Annotated in this window: 11 protein-coding genes; 2 read left to right on the top strand and 9 right to left on the bottom strand. The window is 60.5% G+C overall.

The genetic code is table 11. The features are described from left to right. Window positions 1–84: 84 nt before the first annotated feature. The 9 genes from QMB98_RS06215 to QMB98_RS06255 all read right to left on the bottom strand — a co-directional run bounded on the left by QMB98_RS06215 (window position 85) and on the right by QMB98_RS06255 (window position 10,859). Window positions 85–1,149: a glycerol-3-phosphate dehydrogenase gene (locus QMB98_RS06215; protein WP_371684817.1), complete on the bottom strand. Its 1,065-nt coding sequence runs from the start codon at window positions 1,147–1,149 to the stop codon at window positions 85–87. Window positions 1,150–1,153: 4 nt separating this feature from the next. Continuing rightward, on the bottom strand, window positions 1,154–2,665 hold the full coding sequence (locus QMB98_RS06220) for an FGGY-family carbohydrate kinase (protein WP_371684818.1): 1,512 nt from the start codon (window positions 2,663–2,665) through the stop codon (window positions 1,154–1,156). 4 nt (window positions 2,666–2,669) lie between these two features. Further along, entirely contained in the window at window positions 2,670–3,374 is a 705-nt protein-coding gene (locus QMB98_RS06225) for an L-ribulose-5-phosphate 4-epimerase (protein ID WP_371684819.1), read from the bottom strand. After that, window positions 3,371–5,044 (bottom strand): ribulokinase, encoded by a 1,674-nt coding sequence (locus QMB98_RS06230; RefSeq protein WP_371684820.1) that lies wholly within the window; start codon window positions 5,042–5,044, stop codon window positions 3,371–3,373. The genes QMB98_RS06225 and QMB98_RS06230 overlap by 4 nt, the downstream gene beginning before the upstream one ends. Window positions 5,045–5,079: 35 nt before the next feature. Continuing rightward, the gene (locus QMB98_RS06235) at window positions 5,080–6,447 is read right to left on the bottom strand and encodes a sn-glycerol-1-phosphate dehydrogenase (protein ID WP_371684821.1); all 1,368 of its coding nucleotides are present in this window, start codon (window positions 6,445–6,447) and stop codon (window positions 5,080–5,082) included. Window positions 6,448–6,530: 83 nt separating this feature from the next. After that, complete coding sequence (locus tag QMB98_RS06240; RefSeq protein ID WP_371684822.1) at window positions 6,531–7,295, bottom strand: DeoR/GlpR family DNA-binding transcription regulator; 765 nt, start codon at window positions 7,293–7,295, stop codon at window positions 6,531–6,533. A 34-nt stretch (window positions 7,296–7,329) separates the two neighbouring features. Continuing rightward, the gene (locus QMB98_RS06245) at window positions 7,330–8,877 is read right to left on the bottom strand and encodes a ribulokinase (RefSeq protein ID WP_371684852.1); all 1,548 of its coding nucleotides are present in this window, start codon (window positions 8,875–8,877) and stop codon (window positions 7,330–7,332) included. 71 nt (window positions 8,878–8,948) lie between these two features. Beyond that, window positions 8,949–9,794, bottom strand: coding sequence for an HAD-IIA family hydrolase (locus QMB98_RS06250; protein ID WP_371684823.1), 846 nt, complete (start codon window positions 9,792–9,794; stop codon window positions 8,949–8,951). Window positions 9,795–9,833: 39 nt separating this feature from the next. Then, entirely contained in the window at window positions 9,834–10,859 is a 1,026-nt protein-coding gene (locus QMB98_RS06255; RefSeq protein ID WP_371684824.1) for a hypothetical protein, read from the bottom strand. A gap of 590 nt (window positions 10,860–11,449) precedes the next feature. On the opposite strand from QMB98_RS06255, the gene QMB98_RS06260 reads away from it, so the two are divergent. Together QMB98_RS06260 and QMB98_RS06265 are read left to right on the top strand one after the other, a co-directional pair. Continuing rightward, window positions 11,450–12,313: an HAD-IIB family hydrolase gene (locus QMB98_RS06260; protein ID WP_371684825.1), complete on the top strand. Its 864-nt coding sequence runs from the start codon at window positions 11,450–11,452 to the stop codon at window positions 12,311–12,313. Then, entirely contained in the window at window positions 12,310–13,149 is an 840-nt protein-coding gene (locus QMB98_RS06265) for an SMP-30/gluconolactonase/LRE family protein (RefSeq protein WP_371684826.1), read from the top strand. The genes QMB98_RS06260 and QMB98_RS06265 overlap by 4 nt, the downstream gene beginning before the upstream one ends. Window positions 13,150–13,152 lie beyond the last annotated feature (3 nt).

Consider the following 13,152-nt stretch of genomic DNA (forward strand, 5'->3'; position numbering starts at 1 on the left):
AAGCAAAAGGTGGGCCCGTCCCACTTCACATTGGGTGAAGCGGAATGGACCCACCAAATTATCAGCGCCCGCGCGCTGGTGTTTTTAGGTCAGATCGTAGAAGAACTTGTCCCAGGGAATATCCAGCGGAGCGTCTTCTGCAACCACCGAGTAGAGGAAGCGGCAGAGCGGGTACTCTTCCGGCTTGATGACTCCGCGTTCGGTCAGCGGGCCGAGAGCCTTACCGATCACCTTGATCGCGGCAACGCCCTCGAGCGTCACCCCCTTCATGTGCTGGTCGCGAACCTCGGAGAACGGGATGCCCTGACCGACAAGCGTGCCGGCCTTGACGTTGCGGCCACCCATCGAGGTGACGAACATGTCGCCCACGCCGCCGAGACCATCGGCGCTGTCCGGGTTGCCACCCATGAGCTTGACGAAGGAACGCAGCTCGCGCTGGCCCTGAGCAAAGATCGCGGCACCGAAGTTGTACATGACGTACTTGTCGTTCTCCTTGCCCTCCTTGCGGAGCAGACCCTCGGCGAAACCGGCAGCGAACGCGTAGATGTTCTTCGTTGCGGCACCGGTCTCGTGGCCGATGAAGTCGGTCGAGGTCCAGACGTGGTAGTAGTCGGTACGGAACAAGTCGGCCAGGTACTCCAGGTCGTCCTTATCGTGACCGCAGAACACCACGGCGGTGTCGTGATGAACGGCGAGCTCACCAGCGATCGAGGGGCCGGTGATGGCGTTCCACGAGATCTGCTCGACCAGCTCTGGATCCAGGTACTCCTGGATCTTGTGCGGCAGGAGCTGCAGTTCGCCCGTCTCCTCGTCGGCCCTCATGCCCTTGGTGATGCAGAGGAACTTCTGTCCCGGCTTCAGCAGGGTGGCGAGCTGCTCGCCAATCCACTCAACACCGAAGGAGTTCACGCCACTCATGACCACGTCCGCGCCCTCGAATGCCTTCTCGGCATCCTCAAGCTGGTAGGCGGTCACGCCGTCGTTGACCTTGAGACCAAGGTCGGGGTGCACGCCGGTGGTCTGGATGGATTCGACGATCTCGCGATCAAGGAAGGTGCCAACGAGGCGCACTTCGTTGCCATTTTCTGAGGCGGGGAAGGACAGGGCGGTGCCCATGATTCCTGACCCGAGGATAACAATTGTTGCCATTAACTTAACTCCGTTTCATCACGGTATTGATTCGGGTGAAGATCTCTTCCAGGGCAGGGTAAATGTCCTGCTGGATCTCCGCCCACTGTCCATAGACTTCGTAGGCTTCGGGATCGGGATCTGTCCGGTCAACGAAGCTGGCCATACCCTCGGATGCTGCTTGCACATCCGGGTACGCACCGATCGCTGCCATCGCCATCATGGCGGCGCCCTGGGCGCTCACTTCCTCCACGCCGGAAACGACGAGGGGAAGGCCTGTGGCGTCGGCGAAGATGCGACGGTAGAGCGGGTTGCGGGACCCGCCACCCGTGCAGCGAAGCTCCTTGAGCTTGCGGCCGGTTGACTCCTGAACGCGTTCCAGGTTGCCGCGCAGCTCCATGGCCATGCCCTCAATGATCGAGCGATACATGTGAGCACGCGTGTGGGCGGTGCTCCAGCCAACCTGGATGCCCTTCGCGAACGGATCCCAGTGCGGGGACTGGACGGCGTTCCAGTACGGGACCGTCAGCAGGCCGTCCGTACCGGGTTCGAGAGCCTCGGCCGCCTTGTCGAGCTCGGGGTCAAGTCCGCCACCGCGTGCCGGGTCACCCAGTTCCTCACGGAACCAGTTCGCAAGAACCGATCCGGAGTTCTGAACGATCTCGAGAACGAAGGAACCGGGAATGCCACCCAGAAGGGTGCGGTACGCCGGCGAGTACGCGTACTCGAAGGCGTGCACGCCTGCCACGATCGAGGTGCCGATGTTGACGTACGCGACGTCCTCCTCAATGGCTGAGGTGCCAAGTCCTGCGGCCTGACCGTCACCAACGCCAGCGACCAGCACGACATCGTCGTTCAGGCCCCACTCGGAGAGAATCTCGGGCTTGATGGTGTCGATGATCGAGGCGGGCTCAGCCAGCTCAGCCATCTGATCCCTGCTTACGCCAGCGATCTCGAGCAGCTCATCCGAGTAGTCAACGTTGGCAATGTCAAGCAGGTTGAGCGTGTCGGCGCTGCCGACTGCGGACACCCAGCGTCCCACGAGGCGGTGAGCCAGGTAGGCGTGAACGTCGACCAGCTTGTGGGCGGCCTTCAGCGTGTCCGGCTCGTGCTTCTTTAGCCACGCGATCTTGTAGAGCGCGGGGGTGGTGTCGGCGGGCTTGCCGGAGAGCTCGTGAATATGGTCGGAACCGTATTCCTTGATCTCGTCGCCCGCGCGGGAATCCAGCCAGAGGATGGCGGGGCGAAGGGCCTCGCCATCCTCATCGACGAGTGCAAACGACTCGCGCTGGTGGGTGATGCAAAGCGCCTTGATCCGCTCGCAATCGCTTTCGTCCAGCGCAGCAACGGCATTCGAGATGGCTGTGTTTGTTGACGACCACCACTGGGTGGGGTCGTGCTCGTACTTGTCCATTCCGGGCGTCAGCAGGTCAATGTCTGCCTTGCCCGTGGAAAGGACCTTACCCGAGGCGTCAACGACGACTGCCTTGGTAGCCGAGGTCGAGGAATCAATTGCAATAACTAACGGATCTGACACGGTCCTAGCCCTTCTGTCCGTACACGTTCTGGTAACGGTCGTAGAGGGAATCGATGTGCTTCTGGTCGATGGGCTTCAGCTCGCCGAGTCCGCGCGCGATAGCAACGGTGCGAGCCACCTCCTCGACCATGACGGCGGCCTTGACGGCTGCGGTTGCATCCTTACCGATCGTGAACGGTCCATGGTTGGCCATTAGGACCGCGGGAGAACGTGAATCTTTGAGTGTTTCGACAATGCCGCGACCGATAGAATCGTCACCAATGATGGCGAACGGACCAACCGGTACGTCTCCACCGAACTCGTCACCCATCATGGTGAGCACACCGGGGATTGGTTCGTGGATCGCAGCGAAAGCTGTCGCGTAGGTCGAGTGGGTGTGAACCACTCCCCCTACCTCTGGCATATGACGGTACACGTAGGCGTGCGCCGCGGTGTCGGATGAGGGGGAGAGATGATCGGGAGTACCATCTACGATCTTCTCCCCGTCAAGCGTGCACACAACCATCACATCAGGGCTCAGCTCGTCGTATCGCACCCCGGAAGGCTTGATAACGAAGAGGTCCGCGCCCGGCACGCGCTCAGAGACGTTGCCGGCAGTCCACACGACCAGGTTGTTGGCGGGAAGCTCCTCGTGGAGCTTCGCCACCTTGGCCCGGGTTGCTGCGACAGCGTCCTGAACGTTTTGCGACAGTTCAGTTAGTACGATCATTTGGAGCTCTCGTATGCCTTTGCCTTGATGTCCTTCAGGCGGTACATCGGCGAGTTGGCGTCACGGCCGAACTGGTCGTGCAGTTCCTTGTAGATGGCGTACAGCGCATCGTACTTCGCGGAACGCTCCTCGTTCGGCAGGTAGGCTTCCTTGCGCACGTTCGCCATGTTCTCAGCGGCCTGGAAGACATCGTCGTAGACGCCAGCCGCAACTGCTGCGAACACTGCGGAACCGAGTGCACCGGTCTGCTCAGCCTCGGAAACCGAGATGGGGCGACGGGTGATGTCCGCCATGAGCTGCATGTAGAACTTGTTCTTCAGGAGGCCACCGGCTGCGACGATCTCGTCGATCTTCACGCCGTTCTCTTCGAAGTTCTCGATGATGACGCGGGTGCCGAACAGGGTTGCCTCGAGCAGAGCGCGGTAGGTCTCTTCCGGCGTGGTCGTCAGGGTCTGGCCAATGATGAGGCCGGACAGACGGGAGTCAGCCAGGATGGAGCGGTTGCCGTTGTGCCAGTCGAGAGCGATGAGGCCGTGCTCGCCAACTTCCTGGTCAGCGGCTTTAGCAACCAGGTAGTCGTGCAGCGAAAATCCCTTGCGGGCAGCCTTCTGTGCGTACTCGGCGGGAACACAGTTGTCGGTGAACCAGGCGAAGATGTCACCAACAGCGGTCTGGCCGCCCTCAAAGCCCCAGTAACCATCGACAGCGCCACCGTCGACGATGCCGAAGGTGCCGGGAACTTCCTTGAATTCCTCGCCGTTGACGACGTAGCAGGAGGAGGTACCGAGGATAGCGGTGAGCTGTCCGGGGCGAACGGCGTTCGCGCCAGCAACCACAACGTGGGCGTCGATGTTACCGGAGGCAACAGCGGTGCCAGCCTTGAGGCCGGTCAGCTCCGCCATCTCTTCGGTCAGCTCGCCAACCTTGCCACCGAGGGGCAGGATCGGGGCGGACATCTTGGTCTCGAACACGTCGCCGAAACCGGGAGCCACGGACTCCAGGTAGTCCTTCGACGGGTATTCGCCGTCCTGGAACATCCGCTTGTAGCCGGAGTCGCCTGCCGAGTAGGTGAGGACGCCCGTGAGCTTCCAGGTCACCCAGTCAAGCAGGTTAACGATCTGGTCGGTTGCCTCGTAAACCTCGGGAGCCTTCTCGAAGACCTCGAGTGCCTTCGGGAGCAGGAGCTCGGAGGAGAGAACGCCGCCGTAGCGGGGCAGCCAGGACTCGTTGCGATCCTCGGCGGCCTTGACCAGGCGGTCAGCCTGGTCCTGGGCGCCGTGGTGCTTCCACAGCTTGATGTAGGCGTGCGGGTTGTTCTTGAACTCTTCACGCTCGCACAGGGCGTTGCCCTCGGAGTCGGTGAAGAACACGGTAGCGGACGTGGCGTCAATGCCGATGCCGACGATGTCAGCGGGATCGACTCCAGCTTCCTTCACTGCCTCGGGAACCGCGGTGCCGAGTACCTCGATGTAGTCGGCGGGAACCTGAAGAGCGAATTCGGGCGGGAGCTTCTGACCATCAGCAGCGTCCAGGGTGCGGTCCATGACGGCGTGGCGGTACTCCGTGACGGAGGTGCCCAGCTGGTGACCATCGGAGGCGCGCACGACGACGGCGCGACCGGAAAGCGTGCCAAAGTCGATACCGACGATGTACTTCTCGCTGTTAGACATTAGAAATTTCTCCTTGGGTGGTGTGGGTGTAGCGACTAGGCTTCGGGGTGCTCGTGCTGGCCCCAGAATCCGTCTGCCGAGAAGAGCTGCTCAACGACGTCTTCGAGGAGTCCCAGATCGGTCAGGATGTCCAGAACCGTGTAGCGGGGACGAATCATCTGAGCCTTGAAGTGGGTCTCGCGGAAGCGGTCCCAATCGATCTCGATGAGTTCAGGGTGGTAGGGGGCGCCGGCTGCCTTGAGCATGTCCATGGCCTCCTGGGCGGTCACGAGCTGCTCGCGGCAACGCTCCTGGATGGTGGGCCACTTCTCCTTGAGGAGCTCGATGCGGGCAACGAGTGCGTCACCCTCCATGCGCTTGCCGAGCGAGTGCTTAACAGCCTCGTCCTGCATGTGGGGCTGGAGAGCTGCACGAACGTTCGCTTCGATCTCTTCGGGAGTCTTAACGGCGGCAAGTGCCTTGTCGACGTCGAAGTCCTCGACCGACATGTTGAGGAAGACCTCCCACATCGCACAGGATGCGATGGTGCCCACGCCAACCTTGAAGCCGTGCGACAGCGGCGGCTCCCAGTCGAGGCCGTGACCCTCCATCTCCCACGTGTGGGAGAACTGATGGCCGGCGCCGGAGGCGGGACGGGAGGACTCGTATGCCTGCATGGCGAGACCGGACATGAGCTGGCCTTCACCAAGCTTCGCGATCGCGTCCTCGCCACCGTTTGCGATAGCAACCGGGTCGGCAAGGGAGGCGCGGAGTGGGCCCTGAACGAGGGACCAGGTGTAGGGATCGATCGACTCGATGTCGAGCTCCTCGGAGAGGATCCAGTCCGCACCTGCGGGGATCTTCTCAATGAGGTCGCCGTAACCGGTTGCGGTCAGGCGCTTGGGTGCGTTCACCATCGTGTCGATGTCGGCAACGAGGCCCGCGGGGGCGGGGCAGTTGCGGGTGATCTTGAATCCGTCCTTGGCGATCGATGCGCCGAAGGCTGCAAAGCCATCGACCGATGCTGCGGTACAGACGTTGATGTAGGGGCGCTCGAGTTCACCAGAGGCGAGCTTGGCGATGTCGTTGAGGGTGCCGGAACCCAGCGACACAACAACGGTGTTCTCGTAAGGGCGTATGGCCTCACGCAGGATCTCGACGTTCTCGTAACCGCCATACAGCGTGGGGGTGCCGGGGAAGATGTAGGGGTCGTCAGCAAACTCGACGCCAGCGTCCTTGAGGGAGGCTACGACGACATCGCCGACTGCACCGTACGTGTTTTCATCTGCGACAACCAGAACCTTGGAACCCGGGAACAGGTCAACGAACATCTTGCCCGTTTCCTTGTTTACGTCCTTACCGAATGTTATGGCCTTCGTCTCCGAAGCAGTTTCCAAAGCCTTGTTGATTAGTTCAGTTGACATCATCAATTCCTCTCTTGCTTTTGACCGTAGTCTAGAGTGCGTTTCTTAAGATCGTCCGGTAATAGAACAATTACTCAGTGGGCCTAACTGGCCGTGATCACGTGCGTCTCCCGCGAGATTTGCGCCAGCGTTTCCGCAGGTACCGAGTCATCGGTGATGACGCAGTCGAAGTCGGAAATGTCGGCAACCTTGTGCAGGGACGTACGTGCAAACTTCGGTGCCGCAACGACAAGCACCGAAAATTCCGCTCGCGACATGGCAAGCGTTTTGAAGGATCCCACCTCCGCGTAGGGGTGGTAGACAGCGAGATTATGAACGGAAGCCGCACCGACAACAACGGCGGCGGGACTCAGGTTCGTGATCTCTCTCGTTGCCGTGGGTCCAAAGAAGGCATCGAGTTGAGGCATGTAGGTGCCACCGAGTGAAATGAGTTTCCCCTTCACTTTGTGGGACAGTGATCGCGACATTGCGAGTGAGTTGGTGATGTACGTCTTTTGCTGCGTATCAGTCAGCTCATCGACGATTGCGAGCGCCGTTGTCGAATCGTCAAGGAAGATCGTCGAGTATCCGGCAAGGACCTGCGCTGCGGCCTTGGCAATCTTTGCCTTGGCCGAGGTGTCCTGCATGAGCCGGAACGAGATGGGGGTCTCGGATGAGGAATTGATGACTGCCGAAACCTCGCCACGTGAGCGGCGCACAAGGCGCTTCGACTCAAGCGTGGCAAGATCCCGGTACAGCGTCATGGGAGAGACATCGAACAGCTCGATGAGCTCATCGGTGCGGATTGCGCCCCGTTCGTAGATCAGCCTGGCCAGTTCATCCTGGCGCTCCTGCTTTGAGGCAGCCACCGAAACTCTCCCAACCTCCGACATGTGTCGACCGTTACGCGTTCTTGCGCAGGTTGTCGACGTAGTCGACGGAGGTATGGATGTGCTCCTGGACGAGCGGGAACTGAGCCACGTACTGGTCGGCGAAGAACTTGTACTCCTCGTAACGGTCCATGTTGGGCTCAATGTGCTCGCGCTCGTGCACCATGTTGTCGGCGGCTTCCTGGACGGAGTTGTACAGGCCAGCACCGGCAGCTGCGAGGATGCAGGAACCGAGGGTCACGGCGTCGCCAACCTCCGTCAGGGTGATCGGAATACCGGTGACGTCGGAGTGCATCTGGGTCCACGAACGGGACTTGGTGGAGCCACCGCAGGCAACGAACTGCTTGACCTCGAAGCCAGCCTCGGCAAGCTTGCGCATGTTGGCTTCCACGCCGTAGCAGACGGCTTCCTGAATGGCCTTGTACATGTACTCGCGGGTGTGCGATAGCGACAGGCCGGTCATGACACCACGTCCCTTCGAATCCGAGTACGGGGTGCGGTTGCCCTGGAAATACTCGTTGATGATGAGACCATCGCAACCGATCGGGACATTCGCGGATCGCTGGTTCATGATGTCGTACGTGTTGAGTCCGGTCGACTCTGCGGCTGCCTCGATGTCAGGCAGGAACTGGTCCTTGAACCACTTGAGAACCGAACCAGAGGAGGTCAGGGAGGTCTCAACCGTGTACTGGCCGGGGACGACACCGTCGGTGTAGCCACCGAAGAAGCCGGGGCCGGACACGGGCTCGGCCGACTGGCCGGACATGACGTGGGACGAGCCGGTCACGAGCGACATCTTGCCCGGACGGAGCACGTTGAGGCCGATCTGGCCGTGCCACGCGTCGCCACCGCCCTGTGCGACGGGGGTGCCGGGGATGAGGCCGAGCTGCTCGGCTGGGCGGCGGGCGAGGCCACCAACCGGGGTGCCGAGGTCGTTGACGACGGTCGGGAGCTTGTCGAAGACATCACCTGCGCCGGCCTCTTCGTAGAGGTCGACGGGCCAGCCACCGTTGTCGCGGTCGTAGTAGGCGCGGTGAGCAGCCGTGTTGATGTTGAGCGTCCACTCGCCGGTGAGCTGGTAGGTCAGCCAGTCCGGAGCGTCAACGAGGCGGAAGGCCTTCTTGTAGGTCTCGGGCTCGTTTTCACGCAGCCAGGCGGCCTTGAAGGGGTACCACTCAGCGGTTGGGGGCAGGGTGCCGTTACCGGTGTAGCGGCGTGCCGGAGACTTCGTGTCGATCACGCGGGCAGCCTGCTCGGTCGCACGCACGTCCATCCACATGATGGCGGGACGGATCGCGTCACCGTTCGAGTCCATGGCAACCACGGTCATCGTGGTCGCATCGTACGAGATGCCTGCGATCTGGTGCGGCTGGAGGCCAGCGCGCTCCATGACGCGGTGCGTGGAGGCGACGAGCGCGCTCCACCAGTCCTCGGGGGACTGCTCAGCCCAACCCGGTGCCGGGTGGGTGGTCTTGTAGGTCGTTGCCGCGAACGCGACGGGGGATCCGACAAGATCGAAGATGCCGACTCGACACGACTCTGTGCCGAAGTCGATGCCCATGACGTAGGGGCCGCCAGTGAGCGAGTTCTTGTTTTCGAATGTAGACAATGTGTTCTCCACCTAATGGTTGTTTAGTCTTCGTCGGTCCAGCCCCAGTCGGAGCGAATGGACTCCGGAATGAGGTGGTCGACACGGTCTAGGACATAGGTAGGCTGGTGCGATTCGTCCAGAGCCTGAGCTTCCTCGAGTGTGGAATCTCCGGTGAGGACGAGGGCAGAAGCCATGCCGGTGTTGATAGCCATCCCGATGTCTGTCGATAGGCGGTCGCCCACCATCATGCAGTTCTTCGGATCGACATCGAGATCTCCGAGGGCAGCCTCGAGCATCGCGGGCTCTGGCTTACCCATGTTGGCCTTCAGCTTGGTTCCGGTGGTTGCTTCGATGGCGGCAACAATGCCTGCAGCATCGGGTTCCCCTCTTCCCCCGGGGAACGGGCAGAACTTGTCCGGATTCGTTGTGATGAGGAAGGCCCTCTTGTGGAACCAGATGGCGTCGAACGCGATCTGGAGCTTCTTGTATTCAAAAGTACGGTCGTAGGAGGCGATGACAATGTCGATCTCCTCGGGGTTCTCGCTCATCTTGATGCCCGCTGCGCGCAGGGCCTTCTTGAGCGGCTCTTCCGAGATCGGGTAGACCGTGGCATCCGGGTAGTGCATCTTGAGCCACCTCGTGGTGGTCACAACGGTGTTGGCGATCTCGTCAAGCGGAGTCGGGATGCCAAGGCGATCGAGTTTCGCCTTGTAGTCATCCGGATCCTTCGTCGGGTTGTTAGACAGGAACCTGACGGGTTTACCCAAGGAGCGCAGCCCCTCAATTAGGCGCTTTGCTCCGGGAAGCAAGTGCTCACCTAAATAGAGTGTTCCATCCTGATCGAATACATAAGCGTCATATAGCTTGTCCGGTGAAGAGAGAATCAATGGGCTACGCTCCTTGGATTTTGTTTTAGTTGGTTTCGCCTACGCGAGGATTGCGGTCAGTGCGAAGAGAACGGTGGTACCGATCCAGATGGCGAATGCCGGGGGGTCAATGTGGGTGTCGCCATTGGCGTTGGTCATACGCGACAGAGCCTCACCGAGCAGACCACCAAGGGCACCAGCAACGGCACCGATGAGGACTGCAACAACAACAGCACCGTTGTCAGCCCACTGAGTGACGTCGGAGGATCCAACAAGAATCGGGGTGAGCTTGAGAGCTGCGATCGAGGCGAGGATGGTCATGTGGTGCGTCACCGGGGTCTTCATGCCAAGCGACAGGAAGATGAGGGTAACGGCCGAGATTGCCCAGCCGATGAGCTGTGCGTGGTTGACGATTGCGTAGTCGCCGGTGTTGGAGACGTAGAAGACAACGATCATGACCGTTGCGAATGCGGACATGAGACCGGAGGTGAAGCCGTGCATCGCGGTGATGCCCCAGCCTTCCTGGTGCTCAACCCAGTGCTTGCCCTCGCCGACCTCGAGGAGGCCGTGATCCTTCGTGGAGAACAGACCGGTGCTGCCCCAGATGAAGCGGATGGCGATAGAAACGATAACAATGGTGAGAGCAACGGTATCGGTCCAGCCGATGACTTCATTGCCGTAGTGCAGGGACGGGTCGCCGACCTTGAATGCGGGAACCTCAGCAAGCAGGATGTTGATGAGGTAGCCGATCATACCGAAGACACCACCGACGGCGAGGACGTCTGCGTGTCCAATGCCGGCGAGCGGGGTTACGATATCGCGGCCGTTTGCGCCGCCTGCCATGACACCCTTCTTAGCCGCGTAAGCAGCTGCAGCTGCACCACCAAGGAAGGCGATGTGCGGACCGAAGACCGGGCCGAATACGACCGAGCCCATGAATTCGCCGGTGTCGATGCCACCCAGGTAGCCACCGAGGCCAACCAGGTAGAGAAGACCGGTAAAGATAAAGGCGGTCTGGCCGCCGATTGCTGCGCCGAAGGCTCCGCCGCCGAAGGAGGCGACTAGCCATAAGAGATCAAATTCCACGTTGAAATCCTCTTTTAGTTTGTGGGGCTGAAAGCGCCGTGCATCGTAGACAGGTAGATGCAGTTTTGTCCGCCTACTTTGGTGGATAAAAACTGCGGCGCGTTCGGACTGACTAGTGAGCTGTAATGATACTCACTAGGTCCTTTTATATGACGGCGTTTGAGTTCACTGGCTCCGACGCTCCGATGACTAAATACCTTCATATCGAGATATGAACGCGTGGTTTCAGTCTCAGACCTTGTCTTTGCTCGGTCGGGAATCTCTTCATGACTGCCAACTACGGCGGAAGCAAGCCACGAAGAGCGCGTGTTTCCTACCGAATAGTAGGTAACATGTTTCATCACGCACATTGTGAGCCTCCCTCCTGACGTCTTTGCCAGCTACTGAACCGAAACACCGATGTTGCGGTCACGTCGTCATCGTAGACAGTAACACTCTACGTGTTAATTTCCCCATCGGTTTGGTTTTCATGCACCAATTCCCGACCAAATCCTAAAATTGTGCAAACACTTGCACCTTGGGTCAGGGAGGGAGTGAGATGGAAGGGGCCGGGCCTCGGTCCCGATTCCCAAGTGAACTAGAGTACTCATGTGAAGACCCAAGCGACTCCTGTACTGAATCTCGACGAACTTCCGTGGCCCTCTGATCAGCCAGAGCACTTCATTTTCGATGTGGACGGCACCTTGACGGACGAAAAGTCGGTCACCCACCAGCCGACGGTCGATGCTTTGAAGGCCGCCCACGAGGCCGGCTACCCGATCACGGTGGCAACCGGAAGGCTCCTCCAGGCCGGCATCTCACTCCTCGATCGCGCCGGGATCGACGGCTGGGTCATTGCGAACTGTGGTTCCGTCGTGTGGGATGGCAACTCTGTCGTGCACGAGTACCCGATGCCGACGGAACAGCTGGAGCGATTCATTGAGCTTGGCCGTGAGGCCGGGGTTGTTCCCGCCGTCTACTTCATTGACGAGATCGTCATGGACAAGGGCAACTTCAACATCGACAACGGCCAGCACAATCTCCTCGATGTCGCGATCAACGCGAACGAGGGCAAGCCGATCCAGCAGGTCGATCTCGAGACCATCGATCTCTCGCACGCCACGAAGATTCAGTTCGGTGGCGACGCCACAATTCTTGACCAAATCCAGGACCGCGTCATTGAGGAGTTCCCCGAGGTTGTGCGCGGGCACGCGTACGCACTTGAGATCACTCCGGACGGTATTGATAAGTGGACGGGGATCTCGGTGGCGCTCAAGGACCGTGGTCTCAGCGCCTCGACCGGTCTTGGCGTGGGCGACTCCGGTAACGACGTTCCGTGGCTCCCCAAGGTCGGCATCTCCATCGCGGCTCCCCTCTCCACCCCGGACGTCATTGCAGTCACTGACTATGTCCTTCCCGATATTGACTTCCCTGTCGCCAATCTCATCAACGCAATCGTGAGGAGAACACGATGACACCAGAACAGATCACCGGCCCCATTGCCTACCACGGCGAAGGCCCCTGCTGGCACGAGTCCTGGGGTGGCATCCGATGGGTCGACATGCTCGCGGGAGACCTCCTGACCATGAACTCGGATGGCGAAGTCGACCGCCTTCACGTCGGTGAGATTGCGGCCTTCGTCCGCCCCCGCACGAACGGTGGCTACGTTGTGGGCCTCGAGAACACGATTGGGCTCGCCTCCTCCCCGTTCGCGGATCCGGTTCCCGAACCCCACTTCTGGGACGACTCGAACCTGCGCTTCAACGAGGGCGGTGTCGACCCGTGGGGCAACCTGTACTGCGGTTCCATGCCCTACGACCGCACCGAGGGTGCCGGCGCCCTCTACAAGGTGGATCCCGAGGGGAACCGCACCGTCGTCCTGCCGCACGTCACCACCTCGAACGGCATTGCCTTCTCCCCCGATGGGACACTCGCCTACTATAACGACACGAAGCTGCGCCGTACCGAGGTGTTCGACGTGGTGGACCGGGAGCTCACCAACCGGAGAACCTTCGCGGATTCCGATGGTGCGAGCGCCGATGGGTTGACCGTGGACTCGCAAGGAAACGTGTGGGTGGCGATGAACCGGCACGGCAAGGTCCGCCTATACTCCCCCGAGGCCGAGATCCTCACCGAGATCAAGCTGCCCGTGCAACTCGTCACGGCGTGCACGCTTGGCGGACCCAACCTCAAGACGCTTTTCATCACCACATCCAAGGAAAACCTGGCTGATCCGGAGCCCGAAGCAGGGTCACTGTTTGCTCTCGATGTTGACGTTCCTGGCATGCCAGTCGCCGCATACGCCGGATAAGGG

The organism is Flaviflexus sp. (assembly GCF_041440645.1).
Classification (GTDB): Bacteria; Actinomycetota; Actinomycetes; order Actinomycetales; family Actinomycetaceae; genus Flaviflexus.